This window comes from Halomonas rhizosphaerae, assembly GCF_030012485.1.
Taxonomy (GTDB): Bacteria; Pseudomonadota; Gammaproteobacteria; order Pseudomonadales; family Halomonadaceae; genus Halomonas; species Halomonas rhizosphaerae.
Genome location: NZ_JASCQQ010000039.1, coordinates 86,430 through 113,151, shown reverse-complemented (window position 1 = coordinate 113,151; position 26,722 = coordinate 86,430). Strand labels below are relative to the sequence as shown.

General features: G+C 62.6%; 27 protein-coding genes, 2 tRNA genes and 1 pseudogene. 20 read left to right on the top strand and 10 right to left on the bottom strand.

The genetic code is table 11. The features are described from left to right. Positions 1–8: 8 nt before the first annotated feature. Positions 9–83: transfer RNA gene (locus QLQ86_RS19095), tRNA-Gly, on the top strand. 97 nt (positions 84–180) lie between these two features. Here QLQ86_RS19095 and QLQ86_RS19090 read toward each other — a convergent pair. Next, complete coding sequence (locus QLQ86_RS19090) at positions 181–747, bottom strand: YIP1 family protein (protein ID WP_282818066.1); 567 nt, start codon at positions 745–747, stop codon at positions 181–183. An 86-nt stretch (positions 748–833) separates the two neighbouring features. Between QLQ86_RS19090 and QLQ86_RS19085 the strand changes: the two genes are divergently transcribed. The 18 genes from QLQ86_RS19085 (at position 834) to QLQ86_RS19000 (ending at position 17,571) form a co-directional block, all read left to right on the top strand. After that, positions 834–1,265: a MarR family transcriptional regulator gene (locus QLQ86_RS19085; protein ID WP_282818065.1), complete on the top strand. Its 432-nt coding sequence runs from the start codon at positions 834–836 to the stop codon at positions 1,263–1,265. A gap of 70 nt (positions 1,266–1,335) precedes the next feature. Next, on the top strand, positions 1,336–2,298 hold the full coding sequence (locus QLQ86_RS19080) for an ABC transporter ATP-binding protein (RefSeq protein ID WP_282818064.1): 963 nt from the start codon (positions 1,336–1,338) through the stop codon (positions 2,296–2,298). Beyond that, the gene (locus QLQ86_RS19075; RefSeq protein ID WP_282737048.1) at positions 2,295–3,068 is read left to right on the top strand and encodes an ABC transporter permease; all 774 of its coding nucleotides are present in this window, start codon (positions 2,295–2,297) and stop codon (positions 3,066–3,068) included. Before QLQ86_RS19080 ends, QLQ86_RS19075 begins: the two co-directional genes overlap by 4 nt. A gap of 1 nt (position 3,069) precedes the next feature. Continuing rightward, positions 3,070–3,909: an NADPH-dependent 7-cyano-7-deazaguanine reductase QueF gene (gene queF, locus QLQ86_RS19070; protein WP_282818063.1), complete on the top strand. Its 840-nt coding sequence runs from the start codon at positions 3,070–3,072 to the stop codon at positions 3,907–3,909. Between the two features lie 43 nt (positions 3,910–3,952). After that, on the top strand, positions 3,953–4,513 hold the full coding sequence (locus QLQ86_RS19065; protein ID WP_282818062.1) for a nitroreductase family protein: 561 nt from the start codon (positions 3,953–3,955) through the stop codon (positions 4,511–4,513). A 2-nt stretch (positions 4,514–4,515) separates the two neighbouring features. Continuing rightward, positions 4,516–5,019: a YiiD C-terminal domain-containing protein gene (locus tag QLQ86_RS19060; RefSeq protein WP_282737051.1), complete on the top strand. Its 504-nt coding sequence runs from the start codon at positions 4,516–4,518 to the stop codon at positions 5,017–5,019. 116 nt (positions 5,020–5,135) lie between these two features. After that, a tRNA-Ser gene (locus QLQ86_RS19055) sits at positions 5,136–5,223 on the top strand. An 804-nt stretch (positions 5,224–6,027) separates the two neighbouring features. Further along, entirely contained in the window at positions 6,028–6,780 is a 753-nt protein-coding gene (locus QLQ86_RS19050; RefSeq protein WP_282818061.1) for a FadR/GntR family transcriptional regulator, read from the top strand. Further along, positions 6,781–7,512 (top strand): cache domain-containing protein, encoded by a 732-nt coding sequence (locus tag QLQ86_RS19045; protein WP_282818060.1) that lies wholly within the window; start codon positions 6,781–6,783, stop codon positions 7,510–7,512. Positions 7,513–7,876: 364 nt separating this feature from the next. Next, a complete protein-coding gene (locus QLQ86_RS19040) occupies positions 7,877–9,094 on the top strand; it encodes an MFS transporter (protein ID WP_282818059.1) in 1,218 nt (405 codons plus the stop codon). Positions 9,095–9,330: 236 nt separating this feature from the next. Continuing rightward, positions 9,331–10,551, top strand: a complete 1,221-nt coding sequence (locus tag QLQ86_RS19035) for a cytochrome P450 (protein WP_282818058.1) — start codon at positions 9,331–9,333, stop codon at positions 10,549–10,551. Next, a complete protein-coding gene (locus tag QLQ86_RS19030) occupies positions 10,548–11,825 on the top strand; it encodes an FAD-dependent oxidoreductase (RefSeq protein ID WP_282818057.1) in 1,278 nt (425 codons plus the stop codon). Before QLQ86_RS19035 ends, QLQ86_RS19030 begins: the two co-directional genes overlap by 4 nt. A 1-nt stretch (position 11,826) precedes the next feature. After that, the gene (locus QLQ86_RS19025; RefSeq protein WP_282818056.1) at positions 11,827–12,312 is read left to right on the top strand and encodes a flavodoxin domain-containing protein; all 486 of its coding nucleotides are present in this window, start codon (positions 11,827–11,829) and stop codon (positions 12,310–12,312) included. After that, positions 12,309–13,064: a type 1 glutamine amidotransferase gene (locus tag QLQ86_RS19020; protein ID WP_282818055.1), complete on the top strand. Its 756-nt coding sequence runs from the start codon at positions 12,309–12,311 to the stop codon at positions 13,062–13,064. Before QLQ86_RS19025 ends, QLQ86_RS19020 begins: the two co-directional genes overlap by 4 nt. 96 nt (positions 13,065–13,160) lie before the next feature. Next, positions 13,161–14,603, top strand: coding sequence for a glutamine synthetase family protein (locus tag QLQ86_RS19015; RefSeq protein ID WP_282818054.1), 1,443 nt, complete (start codon positions 13,161–13,163; stop codon positions 14,601–14,603). Next, positions 14,600–15,307, top strand: coding sequence for a substrate-binding periplasmic protein (locus tag QLQ86_RS19010; protein WP_282818053.1), 708 nt, complete (start codon positions 14,600–14,602; stop codon positions 15,305–15,307). The genes QLQ86_RS19015 and QLQ86_RS19010 overlap by 4 nt, the downstream gene beginning before the upstream one ends. A 61-nt stretch (positions 15,308–15,368) precedes the next feature. Next, positions 15,369–16,073, top strand: a complete 705-nt coding sequence (locus QLQ86_RS19005; RefSeq protein WP_282818052.1) for a type 1 glutamine amidotransferase — start codon at positions 15,369–15,371, stop codon at positions 16,071–16,073. A gap of 1 nt (position 16,074) precedes the next feature. Next, positions 16,075–17,571: an aldehyde dehydrogenase gene (locus QLQ86_RS19000; RefSeq protein ID WP_282818051.1), complete on the top strand. Its 1,497-nt coding sequence runs from the start codon at positions 16,075–16,077 to the stop codon at positions 17,569–17,571. A 55-nt stretch (positions 17,572–17,626) separates the two neighbouring features. Here the strand turns inward: QLQ86_RS19000 and tnpC are convergent. From tnpC to QLQ86_RS18960, 7 genes and pseudogenes are all read right to left on the bottom strand, one after another. Further along, a pseudogene (tnpC, locus tag QLQ86_RS18995) lies at positions 17,627–19,036 on the bottom strand (IS66 family transposase); the annotation flags it as partial. A 48-nt stretch (positions 19,037–19,084) separates the two neighbouring features. Continuing rightward, positions 19,085–20,068 (bottom strand): IS30 family transposase, encoded by a 984-nt coding sequence (locus QLQ86_RS18990; RefSeq protein ID WP_282818050.1) that lies wholly within the window; start codon positions 20,066–20,068, stop codon positions 19,085–19,087. 265 nt (positions 20,069–20,333) lie between these two features. After that, positions 20,334–20,669, bottom strand: coding sequence for an IS66 family insertion sequence element accessory protein TnpB (tnpB, locus tag QLQ86_RS18985; RefSeq protein ID WP_282818049.1), 336 nt, complete (start codon positions 20,667–20,669; stop codon positions 20,334–20,336). Continuing rightward, on the bottom strand, positions 20,666–21,034 hold the full coding sequence (gene tnpA / locus QLQ86_RS18980; RefSeq protein WP_282818048.1) for an IS66-like element accessory protein TnpA: 369 nt from the start codon (positions 21,032–21,034) through the stop codon (positions 20,666–20,668). The genes tnpB and tnpA overlap by 4 nt, the downstream gene beginning before the upstream one ends. A 198-nt stretch (positions 21,035–21,232) precedes the next feature. Next, positions 21,233–22,395 (bottom strand): IS3 family transposase gene (locus tag QLQ86_RS18975; RefSeq protein ID WP_282818047.1). Its coding sequence is split into 2 segments (ribosomal slippage): positions 21,233–22,137 and positions 22,137–22,395, totalling 1,164 coding nucleotides; the frame shifts between segments, so codons are not numbered across the junction. 246 nt (positions 22,396–22,641) lie between these two features. Further along, positions 22,642–23,334 carry an OmpA/MotB family protein gene (locus QLQ86_RS18965; RefSeq protein WP_282818046.1) on the bottom strand — a complete coding sequence of 231 codons (693 nt, stop codon included), beginning with the start codon at positions 23,332–23,334 and terminating at the stop codon, positions 22,642–22,644. After that, the gene (locus QLQ86_RS18960) at positions 23,327–24,148 is read right to left on the bottom strand and encodes a motility protein A (RefSeq protein ID WP_282818045.1); all 822 of its coding nucleotides are present in this window, start codon (positions 24,146–24,148) and stop codon (positions 23,327–23,329) included. Before QLQ86_RS18960 ends, QLQ86_RS18965 begins: the two co-directional genes overlap by 8 nt. 190 nt (positions 24,149–24,338) lie before the next feature. Between QLQ86_RS18960 and QLQ86_RS18955 the strand changes: the two genes are divergently transcribed. Further along, positions 24,339–25,529: an EAL and HDOD domain-containing protein gene (locus tag QLQ86_RS18955; protein ID WP_282818044.1), complete on the top strand. Its 1,191-nt coding sequence runs from the start codon at positions 24,339–24,341 to the stop codon at positions 25,527–25,529. 49 nt (positions 25,530–25,578) lie between these two features. On the opposite strand, the gene QLQ86_RS18950 is transcribed toward QLQ86_RS18955, so the two are convergent. Together QLQ86_RS18950 and QLQ86_RS18945 are read right to left on the bottom strand one after the other, a co-directional pair. Continuing rightward, positions 25,579–26,283, bottom strand: coding sequence for an RNA polymerase sigma factor FliA (locus QLQ86_RS18950; RefSeq protein ID WP_282818043.1), 705 nt, complete (start codon positions 26,281–26,283; stop codon positions 25,579–25,581). A gap of 65 nt (positions 26,284–26,348) precedes the next feature. Then, on the bottom strand, positions 26,349–26,636 hold the full coding sequence (locus QLQ86_RS18945; protein WP_282818202.1) for a flagellar protein FlhE: 288 nt from the start codon (positions 26,634–26,636) through the stop codon (positions 26,349–26,351). Positions 26,637–26,722: the final 86 nt, after the last annotated feature.

Here is a 26,722-nt window from a genome sequence, read left to right as displayed (position 1 = left end):
CCTTCCAGGCGGGAATAGCTCAGTGGTAGAGCATCGCCTTGCCAAGGCGAGGGTCGCGAGTTCGAATCTCGTTTCCCGCTCCATTCGATGTGTCAGGCGCGTTCCCTCCAGCCCTTGCCTGGACCTTTCGTACTTCGCTCCGTCCCGGATCTACCGCTACCTCTCCTCCGGGTAGGCGGATCAGTATGCCCAGACCACGGCCATCAGCACGCCCCACGCCAGCACGCCGGACGCCATGATGGTATAGGTCGCCGACTGGGCCACCATGTCGTCATCCCCCCGCCGACACAGTCCCTGCAGGCCGTGGTAGATCAGGCTGCACGAGATGGCCAGTGCCACCAGCACGGCCAGGGCGTTGAGCAGCAGGCTGGGGACGAACAGCACCAGCGAGGCGCTCCATAGCGGCAGCGGGGCCATGGCGGCCAGCAGGTAGGCATCGTGGTAGTCGATCGACAGTTCCTCCTGGGCGTTGACCACGGCGTGGATCAGCCAGCCCATGACGAAGAAGGTCAGCAGTTCGGCCAGGAAGAGGATGGTGGTGATGAAGCGCCAGGGGCGTTCGGCGAAGCCGGTGACGAAATCGTCACCGTAGTGGGTGCCGGCGTAGTAGAGCATCAGCGGAGGGAGCAGCGACATCGGCAGGACCACCAGCCAGGCCAGGGCCGGGATCGGGATCCGTTGCTGCTGGAGCTCCTTCCAGCCCGCGGTGCGCGAGAAAGGCAGGCGGAAGAGGGTCATGGCGTTCATGGGGCACCTCGTGGTCAGGCTCGCTGTTTTGTATCATGTTATGATATTAATTAGTCGTCGTGTTCCTTTCTGTCAAGGAGACCCTCATGTCCCGGCTCACCGAGCCATGCGCCGAGTCCCTGACCAAGCAGGATTTCGAGCGCCTGTCACACTTCCGTTACCGGCTGCGCTGCTTCCTGCGCCAGAGCGAGGACATCTGTCGTGACCACGGGCTCACCCCCCTCCAGTACCAGCTGCTGCTGCACCTGAAGGGCTTCACGGGGCGCGAGTGGGCAAGCGTAGGAGAGCTGGCCGAGCGACTGCAGGCCAAGCACCATGGCACCGTGGCGCTGGTCGGGCGCTGCGAGGAGGCTGGCCTGGTAGAGCGTCGTCCCGGACGGGCGGATCGTCGCCGTATGGAGGTGCACCTGCTTGCCAGGGGCGCCGACCTGGCCGAGCGCATCGCGGCCCTGCATCAGCCCGAGCTTCGCCACCTGCAGGAGGAGTTCTCCCTGCCGGGCTGGGAGGGCGAACCTTGAAGTTTCCCGGGTCATCCCCATTTCACGGGGTTCTCGCGACGACTTCCATTTTTCTCTGACGGGATCGCACATGGCCGAACCGGCACTGTCCATCCGTGGCTTGACCAAGGTCTACGGCAATGGCTTCCAGGCCCTGAAGGGCATCGACCTCGACGTCGCCGAGGGCGACTTCTATGCCCTGCTGGGGCCCAACGGCGCAGGCAAGTCGACCACCCTGGGCGTGGTCTGCTCACTGGTGCAGAAGACGGCGGGCCACGTCTCGATCTTCGGCATCGATATCGACCGGGACTTCGCCCGTGCCAAGTACCATCTCGGCGTGGTACCCCAGGAATTCAACTTCAACCAGTTCGAGAAGGTCATCGACATCGTGCTGGCCCAGGCCGGCTACTACGGCATGTCGCGTCGCGAGGCACTGCCCCGGGCCGAGGAGCTGCTGCGCGATCTGGGCCTGTGGGACAAGCGCAACGGCAGCGCGCGGATGCTCTCCGGTGGTATGAAGCGTCGGCTGATGATCGCCCGAGCCTTGATGCACCGTCCCCGGCTGCTGATCCTCGACGAGCCCACCGCCGGTGTGGACATCGAGCTGCGCCGCAGCATGTGGGCGTACATGCGCCGCATCAATCGCGACGAGGGCACCACCATCATCCTCACCACCCACTACCTGGAGGAGGCCGAGAGCCTGTGCCGCAACGTGGGGATCATCAACCACGGCGAGATCATCCGGAACACGAGTGTGCGTGAGCTGCTCGCCGAGCTCGATACCGAAACCTTCCTGCTGGATCTGGCGCACCCGATCGAGGCCGTGCCCGAGGTGGCGGGCTTCGAGGTGAGCCGGGTCGATACTGCCCAACTGGCCGTGGTGGTGCACCGCGGCCAGCGCCTCAACGATGTCTTCGAGGCGCTCAGCGCCCAGGGGCTGCAGGTGATGTCGATGCGCAATCGCGCCAACCGGCTCGAGGAGATGTTCGTCTCCATGGTGGAGCAGGGCAACAGCGACAAGGCGGCGGCCGAAGCGGCGGGGGCACGCGCATGAACCCGACCCAGATCGCCATCGCCCTCTGGACCCTGGTGCACAAGGAGGTCAAGCGCTTCACGCGGATCTGGCCGCAGACCCTGCTGCCGCCGTCGATCACCATGACGATGTACTTCATCATCTTCGGCAACCTGATCGGCTCGCGGATCGGCGAGATGGATGGCTACAGCTACATGGACTTCATCGTCCCGGGGCTGATCATGATGGCGGTGATCACCAACAGCTACTCCAACGTGGCATCATCCTTCTTCTCCAACAAGTTCCAGCGTTCCATCGAGGAGATGATGGTCTCGCCGATGCCCAACTGGGTGATCCTCACCGGCTTCGTACTGGGCGGCATGGCCCGCGGCCTCGGCGTGGGGCTGATTGTGACCGTGGTGTCGCTGTTCTTCACCCGGATCGAGGTGGCGCACCCGCTGCTGACGGTGTTCGTGGTGGTGCTCACCGCGGCGCTGTTCGCCATCGGCGGCTTCATCAACGCCCTGCTGGGCAAGAAGTTCGACGACATCTCCATCGTGCCGACCTTCGTGCTCACGCCGCTGACCTATCTCGGCGGGGTCTTCTACTCCATCTCGCTGCTGCCGGCCTTCTGGCAGGGCGTGTCGATGCTCAACCCCATCCTCTACATGGTCAACGTCTTCCGCTACGGCTTCCTCGGCGTCTCCGATATACCTGTGGGCTGGGCGCTGGCCGCCATCCTGGCCTTCATCAGCGTGCTCTTCGGAGTGGCCCTGTGGATGCTGAATCGCGGCAAGGGCATCAGGAGCTGACATGGCGCATTACCGACCCGATACCCTCGAGCACGCCCCGCTGGGGCGCGAGGCCGCCTACCCGGAGCACTACGATGCCGGGCTGCTCTATTCCATCACCCGGACGGCCAACCGGACGCCGCTAGGCATCGAAGAGGGCGCCTTGCCCTTCGTCGGCGAGGACGAGTGGCACGCCTTCGAGGTCTCCTGGCTCAACGCCCGCGGCAAGCCGCGGGTCGCCGTGGCGCGCTTCCGCCTGCCGGCGGATTCGCCGAACCTGATCGAGTCGAAGTCCTGGAAGCTCTATCTCAACGGCTTCAACCAGACCCGCGTCGAGAGTCGCCAGTCGGTGATCGATACCCTGGTGAGTGACCTCTCACGCGCCGCCGGGGCCGCGGTGTCCGTCGAGCTGTTCGACGTCGATGATGAGGTGCTCTCGCCGCGCCGCCTGCCCGGCGAGTGCCTGGACGACCTGGACATCGAGGTCACGGACTACACACCCAGTGTCGAGCACCTGCGAGTGAGCGATGAGGAGGTCGTCGAGGAAGCGCTTCACTCTCACCTGCTCAAGTCCAACTGCCCGGTCACCGGCCAGCCCGACTGGGGCAGCGTGCTGATCCGCTATCGGGGCCCGCGGATCGACCGAGAGGGTCTGCTTCGCTATCTGATCGGCTACCGCCAGCACCAGGACTTTCACGAGCACTGTGTGGAGCACATCTTCATGGACCTGATGGCCCGGGCCCGCCCGGAACGCCTGCTGGTGCTGGCGCGCTACGTGCGTCGCGGCGGGCTGGACATCAGCCCCTGGCGTGCCACCCCCGGCGAACGCCCGCCCGAGCCGTTGCGGCTGGCGCGCCAGTAGCCGCTTGGGTAGAGTGCCGACTGAACCAGAACAGGAGAGCGACATGGATGCGATGACGCTGCTGCACGAACGCAGCTCCATGGGCAAGCTGATGGGGCCGCCGCCGAGCCCCGGGCAGCTGGAGGCGATCTACCGGGCGGCCCTTCGGGCCCCGGATCACAAGGAGCTGCGCCCCTGGCGCTTCATCGAGTTCTCCGGCGAGGGCCTCTCGCGGCTCGGCGAGCTGTTCGCCGAGGCGGAGTTCCGCGAGGATCCCCACGTGGGTGACGCGGCCCTCGATGCCGCGCGCAAGAAGCCGCGGCGTGCGCCGATGATCATCGCGGTGATCGCCAAGGTTACGCCCGACATCCCCAAGGTACCGAGGATCGAGCAGGTGATCTCGGCCGGCTGCGCGGCCCACGGCATCCTGCTCGCCGCCCATGCCCAGGGACTCGGCGCCATGTGGCGCAGCGGCAAATACGCCTTCGATCCTACGGTGCGCAAGGGCCTGGGGCTTGGCGAGGAGGACGAGGTGGTGGCCTTCATCTATCTCGGGACGCCGGGCGGGCGCCACAGGCCGATCCCCGAGCACGACATCGAGGCCTTCGTGGAGCGCTGGGACTGAGCATGCGACAGATCGGCGTTCCCCACCCCCGCCTGCCGTTGCCCGTTGCCGGCGGCGAGGACGACATGGCCGACTTCCTCGCCTGGCTGGGCGAGGCGATCCCCATGGTCCCCGCGCTGGGCATCCGCCAGATGACGCGTGACGGCGACTGCCTGGCCTGGTCGCTATCGCTCACGCCCAGCCTGAACGACAAGGGTACCGGTTTCGGCGGGTCGCTCGCCGCCCAGACGACCCTGCTGGGCTGGTGCTGGACCACCCTCTGGCTGCGCCGTCACGGGCTTGCACGTGACGTGGTGGTGGCCGAGGCCAGCCAGCGCTTCCTGGCCCCGGTGACCGGCGACTATCGCCTCACCTGCGAGCCCGAAGCCGTCGATGGGCCCTCGGCCCTTGCCGAACGGCTGGAGCTGCGCGGCAAGGGTCGCATTGCCCTGGTCCAGCGTCTCTGGTGCGGCGAGACACTGTGCCTGGAAGCCCGCGGCGACTATGCCGTGCTGCCCGCCGCATGAGCCGGTGATGGAAGGAAAACGGCTTGCAATCGCGCACTTAAGTCGATAACATGTGCGCCGTTCTGGAGGAGAAGGCACGGCGCAGCCGAGGTCGCTCGATTCGAGAACCACAATGCGGAGGGGTGTCCGAGTGGTCGAAGGAGCACGCCTGGAAAGTGTGTAGGTCGAAAGGCCTCGAGGGTTCGAATCCCTCCCCCTCCGCCACGAATACCGATTAAGCCGCTGATTTCAGCGGCTTTTTCTTTTCCTGGCTAATCTTGGCCCATACTTTAGCCCATACTTTGCGCGTGGCTTCCCCCGAACCATTCAGGACCCCGTTGGACAACTCGATCCAGTGATCAAACCTTTGAGTCCTGCTCCGAGGCTTTCTGCATTCGTGGCAGTGAGCGTCATCTGCTCTGGTCAAGCGCGGGGAGCTCTCCGAGGTCATCGGCGGCGGTCGCCTGGAGCAGATGCGCGCGAGCGGTCTGCTATGCGAGGCCTGAGCTTCGCGACTGCAGTGTACGTGATCGCTTACACCGCACTGGCGAGATGTCGTCTGGCGCCCTGGTGCCAGATGGCTCAGCTTGAAGGCGTGGTGGGCCTCCTTCAGCAAGTCTACGCACCGGCTTCAGGAGGAGCGCCACGGATGGCATGCCCAGGGATGGGCCCTGTTTCTTGCATCGCCCCGGTCTCTGCCGGGGCGATGTCATTTAGGGTATTGCAGATGGCCAAGTCTCACAGGATACTATTTTTATATACAGTATCGAGGTGGCGCCTACTCTCGGTGTCGTGTATCTACCTACTCACCGCTTAGCACCACCAACCGTTGCTTGGCGGCTGAGTGCGATCGGGCTGTCCATGCTCGGGTGCCGATCACTACCCCCTGAGTGCCCTTGCGTTGAAACGTCCAGCCGGGGCTCTTTCGCCCACGCGGGAGGGGATCAATGAGGTGTGATCGTCTAAGATGGCCACACCCTGCGGCGCTGCAGGAGGCAATGTGTCTGGTGAACTTGTTCGAGACCTGAAATGAAGCTGAAGCATTCCATCAGTAGAGGTTCTTTTATCCGGCTACGGCAGGAGGGAAGGACGGAGCAGGTCGTACGCAGAATGATCGAGGCGATCGATCTGGGGCTCTATGTGGAGGGACAGCAGCTTCCGAGTGAAACCGAGCTTGCCAATCAGTTCGGGGTGGCTACCGTTACACTGCGCGAGGCGTTGGGGTATCTTCGCCAGGTGGGTGTGATCGAGACTCGCCGTGGTCGCAACGGGGGTAGCTTTGTCTGTGCTACCGAAGAAATCTCCGTTGAGCTGATGCTTGATCGGTTGGACGAGTGGAGCGTGATCGAGCTACGAGACCTCGGCGATGAGCATATGGCAATTGCGGGGACGGCAGCCAGACTGGCTGCCAAGCGCGCCACTCCCGATAGTTATCAGCATATGGCCTACTATATCGAATCGCTGGGACAAGCGAGGAATCGGCGCGAACGTCGCCGAGCAGACGCTCGTTTCCATATAGAGATTGCCGCCCACTCACAGTCGGTGCGCTTGACCCATGCCGAGATTCGCCTGCAGTCCCAGCTGGGCGAGTGGCTATGGCTGGATACTCACCAAACGCCAGATACTGCCTCCATCCAGAAAGAGCATCAGGCCATCCTGGAAGCGATCCAGCAAGCAGATGCCGATTCGGCAGGTGCCCGCGCTGAGGCCCATGTGATGAATGGCATCCGGCGCCTGATAGCCATGAAGATAGCGCTCATGGAAAAGGTTCGAGAGGGTTAGATGAACGTCGATGACATGGCTGATTACCGCCAGCAATGCGTCCAGTGCATCGAAAACGCTATCGCCAGTGTTTTCAATGATATCGAACGCATGGCCTCCGAGTTCGAGCGACTCTGGGCCAAGCAGGCCGCGCGCGATCGAACGCCATCATCGGGTGATCTGAAGCAACTGCGTACTCTCGCCGATGATCTACTGACCCAAGACAACCGATGGATGCTGGGCACCGGAGTGGTACTAGAGCCGGGCGTACTGTCGGACTGCGAGATGTACTGTGAGTGGCGCCATCTGGTGGGGGAGGGCCGGCCGGCCCAGCTCGACCTGAACTTCAACCGCAGCAGTGACAGCTACTACAACTACCGGGAAATGCCCTGGTTCACGCGACCTCGTGAATCGGGTGATCGTGTTGTTGAGGGTCCTTATATCGATCTCTATGGGCAGGATGCATACATCCTGACCTTTGCTCGACCCCTGCACATGGATGGTGACTTCATCGGTATCGCTGGTGCTGACGTCGACCTGGGGCTATTCGAGCGTGTGCTCGTGCCTGGACTGCTGGCCCTGGATCATGAAGCACTACTTCTCAACGAGACGGGCAGGGTGGTGGCTAGCAATACGCCAGCCTGGCTTCCTGGCGAGCTGGCGCCCAACCCCGGGGCTGGTGCAGTCGTGACTCCGCTGGGTGCCCAGCATGCCCACTGGATGCTGCTCGAGCATCCATCCGCGGCCGCGTAAGGCCCCGCTCCTCTTGTCCACTCCTTCGAAGTGAGTCCCAGGCAGGTAACCACATTTGTTACCTTGAGTAGCGAGGTGCGGTAACACCCCCGTTCATCTGCAGAACCGAGAGAAGTGTCTCCATTTCGCGCCATCAAAGTGCATCAAGCTCTAGGTGTGCGTGAAAAAGGTGCGTTTTCAATGAGCTGGATCATCTCTCCCGTGCAATAAAGCCCTTGTTCCCATTAAAAAATATAAAACCATATCTTATATGGCATACCTCTTGCTGCATCTTCTTGTGGCCGGGCCCGACTCGCTATTCGTACCCGCCCGAGGCCCTTGACGATTCAGTAACGCGTGAAGAACAACCACAAGAGGGAATGACATGAAGCTACTACGAGACACTCGGCCTGAAAGCTGGTCGCTTGTTTTTTCTGCATTTTCAGCAGCTTATGGTGTTGGCCTGCTGCCGCTACTGGCACTGCCTTTCCTTATCAGTGCGATCATTGCCGATCTGGGGTTGAACGAGGCCCAGGCTGGCTATCTGATGTCCGCCGAGTTCCTCCTGACCATGGTGGCATCGCTGATCGTGGCGCCCCTGATGGGGCGCGCGCCGCGGCGAACCCTGGCGCTGGTGGGGGCCCTGGTCGCCATCTTGGCCAACCTTGGCTCGGCCATGGTCACCGAGGTTACGACCCTGGCCATCCTGCGCTGCGTGGCCGGCGCGGGGGCCGGGTTGGCGCTGGCCTGCGGCAATGCCTGCGTTTCCAGCGCCAAGGATCCCGACAATATCGCCGGCTACATGAACGTGCTCTTCGTGGCGCTGATGATCGTGGTGATGCTGGTCTTCGCCCGCACCATGGCCAGCAGCGGTCTTTCGGGGCTCTACTACTCCCTGGCGGTGACACAGGCGCTGATGGTGCTCTTCATGCTCAAGATGCCCCAGCGCGCGGCTATCACCGAAGCGATGAAGCAGGCCCAGTCGATCTTGCCCAACAGCAAGATGCTCTCCGCGGCGGCGGTGTGCATGATGCTGGCCACCTTCCTGTTCTCCATGCGCGACACCATGGGCTGGGCGTTCGTCGAGCAGGTGGGCATCCGGGTCGGCTATGACGGCGAGAGCCTGGGCATGCTGTTCTCCCTGCAGGCCTTTGTCGGACTTGCAGGGCCCCTGCTGGTCACCCTGATCGGCAGCCGCTTCGGCCTGAGCAAGCCGGTGATCATCGGTATCCTGATGTGCGGCGGCTCCAGTCTGGGGTACGTGCTGGGCGAGGCCTCCATCGTCATGTACACCACCGGCGTGATGATGATCGCCTTCACCTACTTCTACACCCTGGCTTACCTGACCTCTTTGGCGGCCTCGCTGGACCGCGAAGGGCGTGTGGTGGCGGCCTGCGGCAGCTTTCTGACCCTGGGCATCGCCATCGGGCCCGCAGTGTCCGGGACCCTGATCGCCATCGGCGGTTATGCACTGACTGGCTGGGCCATCGCCATTGCCGTGGCCTTGACGCTACTGGCGGTCTCTGTGCCCCTGTCCAAGGCCCGCGAACGTCGTCAGGCGGAGAGTGTTGCCATCTCCGAAGGTGCCTATACCACCTCCTGAACTGGCTTGACTCACCGCGGGGCCATGAGGCCCCGCGGTGAGTCATAACAGCAGCTTCTTCTCGAAATTACCTGCGCTGCCTACGACGAATGGCTAGTCAAACATTGCTAAAAAACTTTGATACATCTAAAACCATATTTTATATTTATTATCATGGCATCATCGAACGAAGCAGCGTAACCACCAGCAAAATGCCGCTCAGATGCCAAGTCGATAACCGATAACAAGAGGTGCCTATGTCCACAGTTACCGAAGAGTCAACCGAGCAGGCTTCTTACCTGGATGTGGCAGATCCTAGCTTTTCTATTCGGTCGAAAGACGTCGAGGAGGCAAGAGAGAAGAGCTGGTACGCGCGTACCCCGTATGGGATTGCCGTGCTTCGCTACGACGACGTCAATGCCTTGGTTCGTGATCGACGTCTCCGCCAGGGAAGCTACGCCTGGCCGGCTCATAACAACGCCCACGGCAGTTTTTCCGACTGGTGGATGCGCATGTTGCTGAGTAAGGAAGGCGCCGATCATTCTCGCTTGCGTCGCCTGGCCAACCCGGCATTCGCGCCCAAACTGGTCAAGAGAATGACCCCAGACTTCCAGGTGATGGCTGATGAGCTGATCGACGATTTTATCGACGATGGCGAGTGTGATTTTGTCGCTCAGTTCTCCGAGCCCTATGCCACACAAGTGATTTGTCTGCTCCTGGGGTTACCGCGTAGCGAGTGGAAAAACCTGGCTTCGCTGGCGTCCGAAATGGGCCTGGCACTGGGCGTGACCTTCAAGCGCGATGAGGAACGCATCAACGCCGCCACCGACAATCTGTTCGCTTATGCGAAGCAGGTGGTGGAGAACATCAAGCGGGAGGGGCTGGGTGATGACTTCTTGAGCAGCCTGGTGCGTGCCAACCAAGACGACAGCCAGGCGCTGAGCGATCAGGAACTCTACGACATGATCGTGCTGGCCATCTTCGGCGGCATCGATACCACGCGGAACCAGATTGCGCTGGCAATCGACACCTTTATCCAGCACCCGGAGCAGTGGAAGTTACTGGGCGAGCAGCCGGAGCTGGCTCAGGCCGCGGTGGAGGAGGTGATGCGGTTGCGTCCTACCGTCACCTGGGTGACCCGGGAAGCCCTGGAGGATTTCACCTACCAGGGGCTCGAGATCAAGCAGGGCACGACTGTGCATCTGTTCAGCCAGTCGGCAGGCACCGATCCGCGAGCCTTTGAAAATCCCGGGCTTGATATCACCGCCAAGCGCTGCCCGCACTTCGGTTTCGGCGCTGGCGCCCATCACTGCATCGGGCATTTCATCGCCCGGGGCGACATGACAGTGGCCCTGGCCAAGCTGGCCCAGCGCCTGCTTGAACCCGAATATGCAGGAACGCCTGAGTGGCTGCCGGACAGCGGCAATACCGGGCCCGTGAGACTGCCGATTCGCTTCCGGGCGGGGAGGGCGGCATGACAGCCCCCACGATAGCCATCGTCGGCGCTGGGCCCTCCGGATGCTACCTGGCCCAGGCCCTGCGCAAGAAGTGGGCCGAGGCGCGGATCGATATATTCGACCGTCTGCCGGTGCCCTTCGGCCTGGTCCGCTACGGCGTGGCACCGGATCATCCGGGTACAAAGGCGGTGACGCAGCAGTTCGAGCGTCTCTTCGAGCGCGACGGCATCGGCTTTCACGGCAATATGGCCCTAGGCCGTGACCTGAGCCTGGACGACCTGCGCGAGGCCTATGACGTGGTGGCCCTGGCCACCGGTCTGGCTGCAGACCGCCCGCTGGGCATAGCCGGCGACTACTTGCCCGGCATCTACGGCGCCGGGGCGATCACTCGCCGTTTCAATGACCATCCGGACGAACAGGGTCTGCGCCCCGAGCTGGGCCAGCGGGCGGTCATCATCGGCCAGGGCAACGTGGGCATCGACGTGCTGCGCCTGCTGAGCAAGCCGGAGGCCGCTTTTGAGGGGTCGGAGCTTTCGCCGGAAGCGCTGGCTGCCTGTCGCGCCCACCCCTTGGCAAGGCTCGATATCGTCGGCCGATCCTCGGCGGCGAATGCCAAGTGTGACGCCGCGATGCTGCGGGAGCTCGGGCGACTGGAGGGCCTGTCCTTTCACTTCGCCGAGCCGCTGCCGGCGCCAGAGAGCGTCGATGAGAAGGCCGCCAGCCTCCGCCTGGCCGCTTTTCATGAGCTGGCCGAGCGTGGCGCATCCTCCGATGACGGCTGTCACATTCACTTCCATTTCGGCTGGACCCCGGAAAAGGTACTCGGCGATTCCCGGATCAGCGGGGTGCGCTTTCACGGCGGTGAGGCGGGTCGGAACTGCCTGGAGCTGTCCACCGACAGCATCATCACCGCCATCGGCTTCACCCAGCAGGATCCACGACTCCCCGGATCTCCCGAGGCCCCGCAACCCGACGAGCAGGGGCGACTGGCCCACGGCCTCTATTGCACCGGCTGGCTGCGTCGCGGCCCGCGCGGAACCATTCCCGAGAACCGACAGGATGCTCGCGCCGTGGCTTCCACTATCGCCACCGACTGCGCCGAGCGGACCCTCGGGCGCCCCGGCTTCGCCGCCCTGCCTGAGGCGGTGATCGCGCGGGCCACTGACTTTGCCGGCTGGAAACGTATCCAGGCGGTGGAACAGGCCGAGGCGCCGGCCGGTCGGCTGTGCCGGCGTATTCCTGACCTGGCGAGGCTGCTGCAGATCGCCCAAGCGACACCCGTGGGAGGACCCTGATATGACGATCCATGTGATATATGGCACCGAGACCGGCAACGCGGAAATGGTCGCCGACGACCTGATGGAGGCCCTGGAGAACGATGCCACCGTAAGCGCCCAGGACATGGTTGACTTCGACCTGGCAGAGGTGGTCGACGATGACTTCGTGATCCTGGTCAGCTCCACTTACGGTGAGGGAGAGCTACCCAACTCGGCGCAGCCCTTCTTCGACCGGCTGGAACAGGAGGCCCCCGACCTCTCCGGCTTGGCCTTCGCCACGTTCGGGCTGGGGGACAGTTTCTACGACACCTTCAACCAGGGCAGCCAGACACTCGCCGACAAGCTCCTGGAGCTGGGGGCCACGGAGCTGGGCGAGCGCGGCATCCACGATGCGTCCAAGGGCGAACTGCCCGGCGACGTGGCGGTGGCGTGGCTCAAGGCCCTGTTGAGTGTCCACGGTAGCCGGATCATGGCCGGCGAGGGCGCCGCGGAGGCCGCATCATGAGTGCCCTGCGCCTGTGCATCCTCGAGAACGGCCTGGTGCCGGAGCCCCTCAATGCATGCTTTGCCAGCTATCCGGCGATGATCGAAGCATGGCTGGCGCCGGCTCTGCCGGAGGCGGAGTTCCATGCCGTTTCCCCGGTCTCCGGGGAGGCGCTACCGGATCCCGCTGCTTTCGACGGCTACCTGCTGACCGGATCCAAGCACAGCGTCTACGAGGACGCCGACTGGATGCGGGCCGAGATCGATTTCCTGCGCCGCGCCCGTGCCCTGAGACGCCCGATTTTTGGCATCTGCTTTGGCCACCAACTGATGGCAGACGCCTTTGGTGGCCGTACCGCCAAGGCCACGACAGGCTGGGGCCTGGGCGTGCAAGCCTATGTGCCTGGCGCCTCCCCGGGCGAACAGGCGGACGAGGTGCTGGCCTTCCACCAGGATCAGGTGGTCACCCTGCCGCCCCAGGCGGAGGTGCTGGCCGGCAGCGACCTCTGTCCCAACGGCGTGCTGCGGTACGCGTTCCCGGCCCTGTCGGTGCAGTACCACCCCGAGTTCACACCCGCTTACGTGGAGGCGCTGCTGCACCGCTATGGCGGCAGCCTCTTCGACGAGGCCCAGGCCCAGGCGGCGCTGGCCAGCCTCTCGGAGGCATCCCTGGCCAATGCCGAGATCGCCTCCGTGGCCGCCCGCTTCTTCCGAGAGGCGCGGCCGAACGAGTCCCCCGCCCCCGAGCGGGTCAACCCAAGCCTTATCAACTGAGTGCATCGCGTTTCCCCTGGCTGAACCAGCCACAACAACCACAACACGATCGCCATCGACTCCTTCGGGCGTCGCTTGGCATTAAAGGAGAAAGACATGACGTCTCTGGCAAGCACTGCACAAGCAACTTCAGCGCTGAATACCGCACTTCAGGAGCAGCCCACCACGGCCCTCGATCGCCATCGCGACATCAACAACAGTGCCGCGGTAAAGGAAGACCTGAGCGCACGCATCCGCGAGTCGGGTGTCGAGTACCTCTATTACCAAGTGGTGACCCTGTCGGGCAGGGTGGTGGCCAAGGTGGTCCCTGCCAAGCATCTGCTGCGCAATCTCGACAAGGGCATCCAGTTCCACCGTACTGCCATCTCCGACCTGCAGTGCAACCGCGCCGGTGAGTTGCTGGGGGGTGGGGCTCAGGCCGCCGAATTCACCGGCATGCCGGATGCCGACAGTTTCCAGGTCCTTCCCTGGGATCGCTCCATTGGTTCGTTCTTCTGCCGACTCTATGAGCCGGAGCATCGTATCGAAGATGGCGGAAGCGTTCTCGCGACTGACCCGCGTAGCTTGCTGCTGGACACGCATCGACAGTTCACCGAAGAAACAGGCCTGACCCTCAAAACGGGTCTCGAGCCGGAGATGTCCTGGCTGGGTGAGAAGATCGCGGTCACGGTGCGTCCCGGTGCCAGTCCGGCCTATCACCTGGGCAACCTCGAACTGATGCGGCCGATCTTCAAGCGCGTCATGGAATATGCCAATGCCATGGGCCTGGACATGATCGAAGGGGACTATGAGGATCCCGGCCAGCTTGAACTGAACTGGATGTTTGATGACTGCCACCTGACAGCCGACCGGATGATGACCTATCGCCTGATCTGTCGCCAGGTGGCGCAGGAATTCGGGGTCAAGGCCAGCTTCATGCCCAAGCCTACCACCGGCAGCATGGGTAACGGCTGTCACCACAACTTCAGCCTGTGGCGGGGCAATGAAAACGTGCTCGCCGAGCCTGGACGTCGTGACCTGCACCTCACCGAGACGGGCCGGCATGCCCTGGGAGGAGTTCTGAATCATGCGGCAGGGTCGATGATGATCATGGCCTCCACCGTCAATTCCTACAAGCGCTACTGGGATACGGGCCTCTTCGCCCCTAACTGCATCAACTGGGGCATGGACAACAAGACCTGTACCGTTCGTCTGTCAGCGAATGGCCGTCTGGAATACAAGGTACCGGATGCCAGCGTCAACCCCTATCTCTCCCATGTGTTGCTGCTCGCCTCCATGCGCGATGGCCTTCGCCGCGAACTGGATCCAGGCGTTCCCGACAACAGTGACAGCATCCCCGGCACAGTGGCGGAGACCCGTTACCTGCCTCGCACCCTGGGCGATGCCATCGCTGCCTTCGAGCAGGACACCGTGATCCAGAGTGCCATGCCCGAGGCGATGGCGACCCTGTATCGCGACCTCAAGGCGGATGAGTGGGCGCGCTACTGCGCTGCCGTGACTGACTGGGAAAAATCCATGTACGAGGACTACCTGCCGTGAACCAGACCGCAACCGATCTCAAGCTCAGAGTCATCTGCGCCGATCTGCCGGCCCCGCCGCTATTCTGGCGTGATGATCAGGGACTGCGTCACGGCTATGAGGCTGACGTGGCGCGACTGCTGGGCAGCAAGCTGGCGGGTGACACCGATTTCGTCTATCGACAATGGGCTGACTTCTATCCCGCCCTGGAGGCGGGGGAGGGGGATGTCCTGCTCTGTGGACAGGGTATCTCCGAGTACCGCAAGAGTCTGGCCGACTTCACCGCCCCCTATGCGGTCTTCGACGAGTCGGTGATGGTGATGCGTGACTCGCCCATTCGCAGCGCGGAGGACCTGGAAGGTCGCCGGGTCGGGGCGATCGACAAGAGCCTCAATATGGCACTTGCCGAGACCTTTGAGGGCGCCATCCTGGTGCCCTTCTCGGGGGAGTCGGAGGACGTCATGGGGGACATGGTGGCGGCCCTGCGGCGCGGTGACATCGACGCCTTCGTCGATGATGACGTGGCCCTGGTGCCCCTGGCCGAGGAGAAGGACCTGGCCATCGCCTTCACCGTGGCCAGCCGCAACGCCTGGGGCATCGCGGTGAAGAAGGGCGAGTCGAAACGACTGGCCAGAGTCGAGGCCGCCCTGGCCGAAGCCAAGGCCAGCGGCGAGCTCGAGGCGCTGTGGCAGAAGTGGATGCCCAGTCTGAGCTACCCCTTCTGAGCCGCTACAGGGAGCGCCGATCCGGCGCTCCCCTCTTTCACTAAGACATCCAGGTGACACCATGAGACCAAGACGCGCCCTTGCCGTGCTGCACTCGGCGAGCGATGTGCCTGGCACCCTGCCTGAGGTGCTCGCCGAGCTGGACATTCAGCTGCAGACACGTCTGGTGACAGACCCCTTGCCACCCCCTGAGGAACTGGAAATGGTGGTGGTGATGGGAAGCCCCGAGTCTGCCTATGATCACCGGCTGCCTTGGCTGGAGACAGAGCTGAACTGGCTGAAACGCCTGGTGGACGCCGGCGTGCCGACCTTGGGCATCTGCTTCGGCAGTCAGTTACTGGCGCGTGCCCTGGGGGGCAGCGCGGTGGCCGCCGAAGAGGCCGAGATTGGCTGGACGCCTGTAACCGCTCAGGCGACGGGCTGGCGCCATGCAGGGCCCTGGCTCAACTTTCACTTCGACACCTTTCGGTTGCCCGAGCATGTCACCCTGCTGGCCGACACCGACATGGCCCCTCAGGCCTTTCGTCATGGATCGGCCTGGGGCGTGCAGTTCCACCCCGAGATCACGGTGGGGATGTTCGATATCTGGCTCAGCGACTGGCGCAATAGCGAAGAGGGGAGGCGCTTTCTCGACGAGGCCGGTGACCTGCCACAACGTCTTCGCGATGAGATTGCCCTTCGCCAGCCTGACAATTACGCCAACTTTCGCCGCCTGATGGGCGATTTCCTGGCCGCCATCGAGGCGCCGGGCAAGGAGACGACCTGATATGACCACTATGACGGCAAGTGACTGGAGAGCCAGGGCCGATAGCCAGGAGCTCGTCAGCCAGGCCTTTATCGATGGCTCCTATACGCCGGCTCGCTCTGGCGAGACCTTCGACGATTACAGTCCCGTTGACGGCCGCTTGTTGGCCCGGGTGGCCAGCTGCGACGTCGAAGATGCCGACCTGGCGGTGGCCGCCGCGCGACGCACCTTTGCTGAAGGCTGCTGGTCTCGACAGGCACCGAGCGCCCGTCAGGCTGTGCTGCTGCGCCTGGCGGCACTGATCGAGGCCAATTCTGAGGAGCTGGCTATGCTCGAGACCCTGGACATGGGGAAGCCAATCGGCGATGCCCTCTCGGTGGACCTGCCCGCTGCTGCCCGCGCCATCCGATGGTCGGCGGAGGCCATCGACAAGATCTATGACGAGGTGGCGCCGACTCCCGAGGACCAGTTGGGATTGGTAACACGGGAGCCCGTGGGCGTGGTGGCAGCCATCGTGCCCTGGAATTTCCCGCTGATGATGGCCTGCTGGAAGCTCGGCCCGGCCCTCGCCACCGGCAACTCGGTGGTCCTAAAGCCCTCCGAGAAGTCGCCGCTCAGCGCCTTGCGGCTGGCTGCGCTGGCGGTGGAGGCGGGACTGCCGGCGGGGGTGCTCAACGTGCTGCCTGGGTTCGGCCATAAGGTGGGACAGGGTCTCTCCCGTCATGACGACGTAGACACTCTGGTCTTCACCGGCTCCACCCGTGTCGGGCGCCGGCTGATGGTGGACGCGGGCGAGACCAATATGAAGCGGGTTTGGCTGGAGGCCGGTGGCAAGAGCCCCAATATCGTCTTCGCTGACGCCCCTGACCTGGAGGAGGCTGCCGAGGCTGCCGCCGCGGCCATCGCCTTCAACCAGGGGGAGGTATGCACTGCAGGCACCCGGTTGCTGGTGGAGAACAGCATCCGTGAGGAGTTTGTGTCCCGGGTGGTGGCGGCCTTGGAGCACCACTGGGTGCCCGGCGACCCTCTTGACCCTACGACCCGGGTAGGGGCCTTAGTGGATGGCACGCAGATGGAGACGGTGTTGGGCTTTATCGAGTCGGGCAAGGCGGAGGGCGCCAGTCTGCGTCTGGGTGGCGCGCCCTTGTCAGGTTCCCTCTGCGGATTACTGGTGCCGCCCACGGTGTTCGACGATGTCACGCCCAAGATGCGCATTGCCCAGGAGGAAATCTTTGGCCCGGTGCTCTCGGTGATCGGCTTCGATGAGTTCGACGAGGCCATGACCATCGCCAACGACACCATCTACGGCCTGGCTGCCGCCGTCTGGACTCGCGACCTCTCCAAGGCACACCGTGCTGCGAGAGCACTACGTGCAGGCAGCGTTTGGGTCAACCAGTATGACGGTGGGGATATGACAGCGCCATTCGGAGGGTTCAAGCAATCGGGAAATGGTCGGGACAAGTCCCTGCACGCCTTCGACAAGTATACTGAACTCAAAGCGACTTGGATTAAGATCTAAGAGGGTGGGCGGTCTCAATGACCGTAAGTGGCCGCCGAACACCGCTTGCCAGTAATCAGTCGGTGTGCTGCCAGTTATGAGGCAGGAGTTCGTGGAGGTGGCTGGCCTTCTGACTCGGCAGCCGTTCCAGCACGTCCTTCAGGTAGGCGTAGGGCTCATGGCCGTTCAGCTTGGCGCACTGGTTCAGGCTCATGATGGTGGCGGCGCGCTGGCCACTGCGCAGTGAGCCGGCGAACAGCCAGTTGCTGCGACCCAACGCCCAGGGACGAATCAGGTTCTCGACCCGGTTGTTATCGATCGGCAATCCGCCGTCGTGGAGGTAGCGCGTCAGCGCCGTCCAACGCTTCAGGCTATAGTCCAGCGCTTTCGCCGTCGCCGAGCCGTTCGGGACTTTCTCGCGATGAGCCAGCATCCAGCGGTGCAGTGCATCAGCGATGGGCCTCGCCCGTGTCTCCCGCAGCCGTTGGCGTTCTTCAGCGCTCAGTGTCTGGGCCTCTCGCTCCACTTGGTAAAGCTGACCGATCAGGTCGACGGCCTGATCGGCGATCTGGCTCTTGTCGGCCACATGCAGGTCGACGAACTTGCGACGGGCGTGGGCCATGCAGCCGATCTCGGTGACGCCGTTGGCGAAGCTCTGCTTGTAGCCGCTGTAGTCGTCGCAGACCAGCGTGCCCCGCCAGTCGCCGAGGAAGTCGCGGGCATGCTGGCCGCCGCGCCCCTCGCTGAAGTCGTAGACCACCGCCTTCAGCCCGGCGTAGGGCGTGGTGGCATAGGCCCAGAGTTAAGCGCGGTGCGTCTTCTTCTTGCCCGGGGCCAGCATTGGCACCGGCGTCTCGTCGGCATGCAACACCGGCTCGCTGAGCAGCAGGTCGCGTAGCGCATTGATCAGCGGCTGGAGCCGCACGCCGCAGATGCCGACCCACTCGGCCAGGGGCGAGCGCGGAATCGCCACGCCGGCGCGGGCGAAGATCTGCGCCTGGCGATACAGCGGCAGGTGATCGGCATACTTGGCGATCAGCACCTGGGCCAGCAGGCCGGCGGTGGGGATACCCTTGTCGATGATCTGTGCCGGCATCGGCGCCTGGGTCAGCGTCTCGCATTGGTCGCAGACCCACTTGCCACGAATATGTCGCTCGACGTGGAACACGCCAGGCGTGTAGTCGAGCTTCTCGCTAACCTCCTCGCCGATCCGCTGCAGCTGGCAGCCACAGGCGCAATGTTCGCTCTCCGGATCATGGTGGATCTCGGTGCGTGGCAGTTCGGGCGGCAAGGGAGCGCGCTTGGGGGCCTTCTTGGCCGCCGGCGGAGTGGAGGTGAGTGTCAGGTCCTCCAGCTCGGTCTCGATGGCGGCGATGTCGGCATCCACCACCTCCTCCAGCAGGCTGATCTGCAGGACGTTGATCTGCTCACTGCGCTTGCCGAAGGCGTGGCGCTTGAGCAGCGCCAGTTCGTAGGTCAGCTTCTGGTTGACCTGTGCGCTGTGACGCAGCGCGTTATCCTTTTCTTCCTGAATTCAAGCAATAAACGCAGCACCTGCGGTGTCCAGGGCCCCTGAGTACTCTCCCAGGAACACCTGTGCCGGTGTCCGATAGCCGAGCCGTTTTCGGGGGCGGTTATTCAGCTTCTTGACCACCTTGCGCAGCTCGGCATCTGTAACTTGCCGGAAGTCCGTTCCCTTGGGAAAGTACTGCCGTATCAGGCCATTCGTGTTCTCGTTGGTCCCACGCTGCCCGGAGCAGTAGGGATCACAGAAGTACGTCGCCGCCTTGGCCACGGCTTGGTGGTCGGCGAATTCCGAGCCATTGTCCAGCGTGATGGTCTGGACAGCGCCCCGAGGAGGCTTCAGCAGGCGGATCATGGCTGATTTCGTCAGTTCCGCCGAGATCCTGGGCAGTCGTGCTGCCAGTAGATAGCCGCTACGCCGCTCTACCAGCGTGACCAGGCCCGATTGCTTATGCCCCTGGATCACGGTGTCACCCTCCCAGTGGCCGATGAAGCGACGGTCATTGACCTCAGCCGGTCGGTGCTCGATGCCTAACCGGTTTGGGATCTTGCCAAGCCCAGCACTCTTGGCCTGGGCACGGTGCTTGCTGCGTCGTTTCGGCTGACGGAGATGGCGCCAGAGATCGCCACCCAGTGCCTTGTCGTCCCAGATCAAGGAGTAGATCCACTGATGACTGACACCTACCCCGGCCAAGGGGGTTATGAAGCCGCTGATCTGCTGTGGGCTCCACTCCTCACGCAGCCGGCCAGCCACAGCGGCAATCATGCTCGGCAGGCGCTTCGTCCACTTCCAGGCGATACGACGCCGGTGATCACTGAGGATCTGGGCCTGCTCGGGATCGTAGCCACCAGAGGTGGCGTTGCGGCGCAGCTCACGACTGATTGTGCTGCTGTGAAGACCCAACTCCCTGCCGATCTGCCGCTGGCTCATGCCCACGTCATAGCGGGCGTGGATCTGGTATCGTTGGGTCTGGGTCAGCTGTCGGTATCCCATGCTCTGCTTCACTTTGGTCGGTAAAGCAGGGAGGGTACCGGTGTTGGCCCTCCTGCCTCTACCGTGCGGTCCAAAGCGCTGCGGTTATTCTATGAATCCAGGCTTCCACCTGCGACATCAGCGTGGCCGCCAGGGTGGCGGAGCTGATCGGGGGTGAGCTGGGACAGGTCGATCGGCGTGGTCATCCGCCGAGTATGCCAGCCCGACGCTGACAGCGGGATTAGCGCATCCGCGAATAGCCGGACCGCCACGTCTGTGCCGCGGATCACACGACGGAGATCACCCCGCCGGCGTCGAGACGCTGCCAGGGCAGGCTTTGAACCAGCGCCGACAGCTGATCAGGGCAGAGCGCGACGCGATCACCGTGCCAGTTACCGGCCCAGTGGAACTTGCCCTGGTTCAAGCGCCGGGCACACAGCCAGACGACCAGGCCATCGTGAACCAGCACCTTCATGCGGTTGCCGCGACGGTTGGCAAAGAGATAGGCACAGTGCGGACGAGCGGCGCCGAAGACGTTCACCACCCGGGCCAGGGCCGTATCCGGACCGGCACGCATATCCAGCGGTTCGGTGGCCAGCCAGATCTCGTCGATGCGGATCATCCCAGCAGCCCCTTCAGCCAGTGGCCACACTGGGCTGCCTCGGCGGCCGGCCAGCGCACGGTGATCGTGCCCCGTGATGAGGGCAGCTCGATGCAGATCTCGCCAGCGGTGGTGGGTGGCGTTGGCAGGCTGGTCTCTGCTGGCGGTACTGGCAGGGGCACGAAGTCCGGTACGGCCGGGAGCTGGCTCTGACGCTTGGCCTTGCGAATCCATGTCTGGACGAGGTTGGTATTGAGTCCGTGCTGCAGGGCGACCTGAGCAATCGAGGCATCGCCCTGCAGGCAGGCCGCGACGATCTTGGCCTTGAACGATGGGGCGTAGCGACGGCGACGACGGATCTCACGTTCGGTGCTTGGGGAAGTCATGAATAGGTGCCCACGTATGAATAGATGGGCACCTAATGTCGCCGGACAAGGCCTTACGCGGAAGGCGTGTTCAGCGGCCGGTTACCACCAGTTTGCTGGAGGGCATGACAACCGAATCAAGGTCATCAAGCGGATGGCCTACGGGTACCGCGACACGGCGTACTGGAGTTACCCCGATTCAGTGGACGGTACACGGCTTTAGCCTGAGGCTGCCGCATGCTGTCGCTCGAACTGGATCGGGCTGGCATAGCCAATCGACGAGTGTCGGCGATGAGGGTTGTACCATCCCTCGATGACCGCAAAGATCGCCTGCTTCGCTTCCGCCGGCGTGGCGAACCGGTTCCTGTCGAGCAACTCACATTCCAGAGTCGCAAAGAAGCTCTCGGCCATGGAGTTATCGTAGCAATCCCCAACAGACCCCATCGAGGGCCGAACGCCGGTTTTCCTGCAGCGCTCGCCGAAGGCGAAGGAGGTGTATTGGTCACCCTGATCGGAATGGTGGATGACACCCTTGGGACGGCGCTGAGCCAATGCCATCTCCAGTGCGTCCAGCACCAGTCGGGTTTTCATGTCCGTGGCCATCGCCCAACCAACGATACGGCGGCTGAAGACGTCCAGCACGACCGCCAGGTACAGCGTGGCCGCTCCGGTCGGGATGTAGGTGATGTCAGCCACGTACAGGGCATTGGGCTGGCTGGCCGTGAACTGCCGATTGACCAGGTCAGAGCGCTTCACATGGTCAGAGTTCCGGCGAGTCGTGATGATCCAGCGCCGGCGACAGACGCCCCTCAGGCCCGCCTGTCGCATGAGGCGGGCGACACGCTTGGGGCCGACCCGCCATCCCTCATCAACGAGCTCAGCATGGATGCGTGGCGCCCCATAGGTGCCACCTGACCACGCATGGATCGCCTTGATGCACGCCACCAGCACGCTGTCCATGGCCTCTCTGGCAGAAGGCTGACGGGAACGCCATGCGTAGTAGCCACTGATGGAGACACCCAGCACACGGCACATGGTGGCGATCCTATGATGGGCCTGATTCACTTCGACGAACCTGAAGAGGTCGGCGGTATGTTGTCGGTCTCCCGAGCGAACCAGGCCGCGGCCTTTGCCAAGATCTCGCGCTCTTCGCGGAGCCGCTTGTTCTCACGGCGCAGGCGCCGTAGCTCTTCCTGCTCGGCGCTGCTGGGACCATCGTGGCGGCGTCCCGCATCACGGTCGGCCTGCTTCACCCAGTTGTGGATGGTCTGAGCGGTGGGCTCGAACTCCTTGGCCAATTCTTCCGGGGTTCGGCCTGCACGGACCAGTTCGACGATCTGCTGCCGGGATTCGGCAGGGTAAGGGGCTCGGGACTTGGGCATGGTGGACTCATCCATCTCAAAGGGTCGGGTGTCCACCGAACCGGGTCAACTTCATACTTCTTCCTGAAGGTGCGTCCCGCGTTTCCCGGCAAAGTGCGATGAACCTCTTTATTGATGTCAACGATCGGCTGAAACGCCATTGTGAAGTCGAAAGGGAGCTCTACCTCGCACCTCCCGCAGTCTCCCTCAACTCTTGCGCAATGACTCATTTTTTGGCCTTCTTTCAGCATCTTATCGTTTTTTTCATCAGTCGCTGGTGAGCAATAGCTCTACGCGACGGTTCGCTGCACGTCCACTGCTTGTGTCGTTGCTCGCAAGAGGTTGGGTATCAGCATAGCCGATGGCACGTAGACGCCCCTCAGGTAGGCCGGCCGATGCAAGGTAGCGCAGTACCGAGATGGCACGCCCGGTGGATAGCTCCCAGTTGGAGGGAAAGCGGCTCGTGGAAATTGGCATGTTGTCAGTGTGCCCTTCGACCGAGATTCGCCCATCGAATGTCTGAAGAGTCTCCATCAAGCCTTGCAGGACTGTCCGTCCGCGAGAGGTGAGCCTGGCCTGCCCGCTGGCAAACAGCAGGTTGTTGTCGATGCGTAGCGTGATCCCTCTATTGCCCTCGGCAACGCTGACCCCCTCAATTTCCAGCCCTTTGAACTGAGGCTGCAGACCCTCGTGCCGAGGCCTCAGACCGGAGGTCATGGGCGCAACACCTGTAGAGGTAGCGATAGAGGCCAGCTGAGCCTGGGGAGAAACCGCTTTTATTGTTTGGCCGGAGAGCTGGTTGCCACTGGTGGCTTGGCCATTGCCTGCCATCGACAAGAGAAGGACGAAGAGGGTGATCAGCAGGGTCAGGACATCTAGGTAGCTCATCAGCCAGCTCTCACCGTCTGCGTCACCCTGGTTGGGTGGGCTAAGTGCCTGGCGGATGTCCCGATCACGCATGCTGGCTGGTCTCGCTGCTGTCACGACGTCGGGCGGGAGGCTCAGGGTCACGGATCTCGTCATGGTAATTGGCGACGAAGGAATTAAGGGTCTCCTCGATGAACGATGGCAGGCGACGCTTGGTGATCAGGGAGATACCCTCGAGAACCATGTTCATCGCAATCAGTCTCTCCTCGGTGCGACGCTCGAGCTTCACGGCAATCGGCTTGAAGACCAGGTTGGCCAGCAGGATGCCGTAGAAGGTGGTGAGTAGGGCAACAGCCATGCGTGGCCCGATCACGTGCAAATCACCTGCCTCCATGACCTCCAGCATGTTCACCAGGCCCACCAGGGTGCCGATCATCCCGAAGGCAGGCGCGTAGGTAGCCATGGTCCTGAAGATCTGAGCTTCTGCGTGTTCGCGTGCCTTGAGTCGGGAGATCCGCCAGCGGAGCAGGTCGAAGATCTCATCTTCCTTGGTGTTGGCAATCACCAGTTGGATGCCAGTGCGCAGAAATGGGTTACGGGTCTGATCCAGGGACGCTTCCACCGCTCGCACATCCCCCTTGAGCCATAGCCGGGACAAATCCACCAGTTCCCTGATGTCATCTCGGATATAGGTGTTCTCGCGTCGGAAAACGATGGCGACCAGGCGAACTACCCTCAGCACCTCCTTGAGGGGGTAGCTGATGAAGGTCGCTGCCAGCGTGCCGGCAACGACAATGCCGAGTCCCGGGAGGTTGATGAAGCTTTGCGGGGATTCGGCGGTGAAGAACAGGACGCTGGCGAGAAGCACGCAGCTGGCCAGTATCCCGATCAGTGTCGATGGGTTCATGAACGGCTCCTGACCGTAGATGGTATGGGCATACAGAAGTTATCGGACGCCGTGCAGGATACTTTAATCTTGCTGCTTTGGGGCACGGACAGTCGCGAGAGAGGGTGATACGCTAAACAGCACCCAAACCCGCCGAGGAGGGTATTACACCTTCCTCAGAGCAGGTACACATCGCAGGGAGTGATACAGCATGACAGGCCAAGGGGTGACGGACCGCTTCACCATCGCAATGCATCCGATTCATGACGCCGACTATGTACATGTGGCCGACCGCCTGATCTACCAGAACCATGACAGCGATCTTGATGATCCGGTGAGCAGTATGGCGAAGGCGCTGAGTACCGTCTTGTATGAACTGGACGAGCGGCAGTGCCGAGAGCTTTTCATCGAACTACCCTCCGAGTGGCTTGTAAGGATCGATCTGCTGCCGACGCCACCCAGCCAGGTGGTCATCGGTCTGCCCAGGGATCTCGAAGTCACGCCTGAAGTGGCGGACAGCTTGAACAGGATCCGCGAGCGGAACTACCGCATTGCCATGCCTGACCCCGCTGGACAGTCCATGGGGGCCGACCTGCAGGCGTTTGCCGACATCATTGAGATTGACGCTTCCTGCCCCCTTGACAGCGAGCGGCTGGAAACCCTCAAAGCAGGGGGGTATCAGTTGCTTGTAGAGCATATTCAGGATCATGAGCAGCTCGAGCAATGTCTTGAAGCCGGCTGCGACTATATCAATGGCCGCTATCTCTCACAGCCCCACTATCATGCATCCAAGCCGCGAGGACGCCACGGCAATCGCGCCGCACAGCTGAGGTTGATCAACGAGCTCTATCGCGAGGACGCCGATCTTCACCGACTTCATGACCTTCTGCTGCAGATGCCGCATCTGCATGTGGCTATTCTGCGTCGGGCCAACTCGAGCTTTTTCGGTCAAAGCCAGCAGCAATCCGATCTACGGCGCGCGATACAGGTGATCGGACTCAATGAGCTACGCAGGCTGGTGATGACGATGTCACTGGCCAGCAACATGCCGTCATCGCGCATCACCGTGAGGCTGGCGTTGATTCGCGCCTTCATGTGCCAGAATCTGGCCGAGCCCTTCCGCAATATCGATCCTGAAGACGCGTTCACTACGGGCCTGTTTTCGTTGATGGCGGCCCTGCTGGATGAGGACCAGGCCACTCTGCTGGAACAAGTGCCTCTCGATGATGGCATCATTCGGGCTCTTGAGCATCATGAGGGCCACCTGGGGGCCATCTTGGCGATCTGCGAGGAGCATGAGCAGCAGCTGGCGGAGAACACATCTGAACACACGGCTGAGCAATTGCAGAAATGCTATCTCGATGCCCTGGACAAGGCCGCCACCCTGATGGGGCGTTTCTAGCGCAGCTTGGTGAAGTCCACGAGATCCTCGGGCCAGATGACAGTGATCGTCAGCCTGGTTCGTGGAGCTTTGCTCGCAGGCGGCTGACCGCTTGGCTGTGCAGCTGGCAAACTCTCGATTCTGATACGCCAAGCACTGCCCCGATCTCTTTCAGGTTGAGCTCTTCCTGATAGTAGAGGGCCATGAGCAGCTTCTCTCGTTCAGGCAACGCCTCAATAGCCTGGATCAGCTGATCACGTTTTTCTTGGTCTACCAGGCGGGAGAACGGGCTTTCCAAGGCGCGGCTTTCCAGCCGAGACTCTCCACCTTCGGCCATCAGTTCCTCGAAGGGCAGCAGCTGACCACTGTTGGTATCGTTCAGCAGGCGTCGATAGTCCGCCAGGGGCATCTCAAGCTCGGCCGCGATTTCCGTCTCCTCGGGTGGTCGCCCCAGCTGTTGCTCCAATCGGCGCACTGCTTCATCAACGGCTCTGGCGCTGCGGCGAACGCTTCGTGGCAGCCAGTCCCGGCTGCGTAGTTCGTCAAGCATGGCACCACGGATACGCTGGTTGGCGAAGGTCGCAAAGCTGGCGCCCTGACCCGAGTTGAACCGACCCATGGCTTCCAGCAACCCGACAGTACCGGCTTGAATCAGGTCGTCCAGCTCGATGCTGGCTGGCAGCCGAACTTGTAGGGCGAGTGCCTGGCGTCGCACCATGGGCAGGTACTCTGTCAGCAGTTCTCTCTGATCGATCTTCCCTTGTGCCGTATACATCCTCTTGCCTCACAGCTGATCAGCAGTACCACCAGTTTGTTTGGGTGGCGTTCACGGAGTCGGTTTTACTGATGGTTCACTATCACCTGAAGCCCACTTACCGTCACCGGGCGCTGCCCCTCCGGCAAGGAGAAGCGGAATTCCAGCCCGACATCGGCTGCCAGCCCTGCCAGTGCATGGGTTATGCCGCTTGGGGTTGGCAGCGGTGTGCAACCGGCCGGATGGCATAGCCTGGCGTTCAGTTTGCTTCCCGGGGGGAGCCGGTAGTGCCAGACGATACTGTGTATTGCCTGAGTGCTGGCTTGCGCACCGACGGGCCCTAGAGAGTCAGACGACGTTTCGCGGCCTGTCATGCTGACCCTGGTCTCAGAGGCATTGGCGACCCAGCTGCCCGCGGCATGCGTTTCAACACAAGCGACTGCAAGAAGCAGCCCCAGGG

Coding starts and splice junctions, on each gene's coding strand:
- QLQ86_RS19090 (WP_282818066.1), bottom strand. CDS start 747: ATGAACGCCATGACCCTCTTCCGCCTGCCTTTCTCGCGCACCGCGGGC.
- QLQ86_RS19085 (WP_282818065.1), top strand. CDS start 834: ATGTCCCGGCTCACCGAGCCATGCGCCGAGTCCCTGACCAAGCAGGAT.
- QLQ86_RS19080 (WP_282818064.1), top strand. CDS start 1,336: ATGGCCGAACCGGCACTGTCCATCCGTGGCTTGACCAAGGTCTACGGC.
- QLQ86_RS19075 (WP_282737048.1), top strand. CDS start 2,295: ATGAACCCGACCCAGATCGCCATCGCCCTCTGGACCCTGGTGCACAAG.
- queF (WP_282818063.1), top strand. CDS start 3,070: ATGGCGCATTACCGACCCGATACCCTCGAGCACGCCCCGCTGGGGCGC.
- QLQ86_RS19065 (WP_282818062.1), top strand. CDS start 3,953: ATGGATGCGATGACGCTGCTGCACGAACGCAGCTCCATGGGCAAGCTG.
- QLQ86_RS19060 (WP_282737051.1), top strand. CDS start 4,516: ATGCGACAGATCGGCGTTCCCCACCCCCGCCTGCCGTTGCCCGTTGCC.
- QLQ86_RS19050 (WP_282818061.1), top strand. CDS start 6,028: ATGAAGCTGAAGCATTCCATCAGTAGAGGTTCTTTTATCCGGCTACGG.
- QLQ86_RS19045 (WP_282818060.1), top strand. CDS start 6,781: ATGAACGTCGATGACATGGCTGATTACCGCCAGCAATGCGTCCAGTGC.
- QLQ86_RS19040 (WP_282818059.1), top strand. CDS start 7,877: ATGAAGCTACTACGAGACACTCGGCCTGAAAGCTGGTCGCTTGTTTTT.
- QLQ86_RS19035 (WP_282818058.1), top strand. CDS start 9,331: ATGTCCACAGTTACCGAAGAGTCAACCGAGCAGGCTTCTTACCTGGAT.
- QLQ86_RS19030 (WP_282818057.1), top strand. CDS start 10,548: ATGACAGCCCCCACGATAGCCATCGTCGGCGCTGGGCCCTCCGGATGC.
- QLQ86_RS19025 (WP_282818056.1), top strand. CDS start 11,827: ATGACGATCCATGTGATATATGGCACCGAGACCGGCAACGCGGAAATG.
- QLQ86_RS19020 (WP_282818055.1), top strand. CDS start 12,309: ATGAGTGCCCTGCGCCTGTGCATCCTCGAGAACGGCCTGGTGCCGGAG.
- QLQ86_RS19015 (WP_282818054.1), top strand. CDS start 13,161: ATGACGTCTCTGGCAAGCACTGCACAAGCAACTTCAGCGCTGAATACC.
- QLQ86_RS19005 (WP_282818052.1), top strand. CDS start 15,369: ATGAGACCAAGACGCGCCCTTGCCGTGCTGCACTCGGCGAGCGATGTG.
- QLQ86_RS19000 (WP_282818051.1), top strand. CDS start 16,075: ATGACCACTATGACGGCAAGTGACTGGAGAGCCAGGGCCGATAGCCAG.
- QLQ86_RS18990 (WP_282818050.1), bottom strand. CDS start 20,068: ATGGGATACCGACAGCTGACCCAGACCCAACGATACCAGATCCACGCC.
- tnpB (WP_282818049.1), bottom strand. CDS start 20,669: ATGATCCGCATCGACGAGATCTGGCTGGCCACCGAACCGCTGGATATG.
- tnpA (WP_282818048.1), bottom strand. CDS start 21,034: ATGACTTCCCCAAGCACCGAACGTGAGATCCGTCGTCGCCGTCGCTAC.
- QLQ86_RS18965 (WP_282818046.1), bottom strand. CDS start 23,334: ATGCGTGATCGGGACATCCGCCAGGCACTTAGCCCACCCAACCAGGGT.
- QLQ86_RS18960 (WP_282818045.1), bottom strand. CDS start 24,148: ATGAACCCATCGACACTGATCGGGATACTGGCCAGCTGCGTGCTTCTC.
- QLQ86_RS18955 (WP_282818044.1), top strand. CDS start 24,339: ATGACAGGCCAAGGGGTGACGGACCGCTTCACCATCGCAATGCATCCG.
- QLQ86_RS18950 (WP_282818043.1), bottom strand. CDS start 26,283: ATGTATACGGCACAAGGGAAGATCGATCAGAGAGAACTGCTGACAGAG.
- QLQ86_RS18945 (WP_282818202.1), bottom strand. CDS start 26,636: ATGACAGGCCGCGAAACGTCGTCTGACTCTCTAGGGCCCGTCGGTGCG.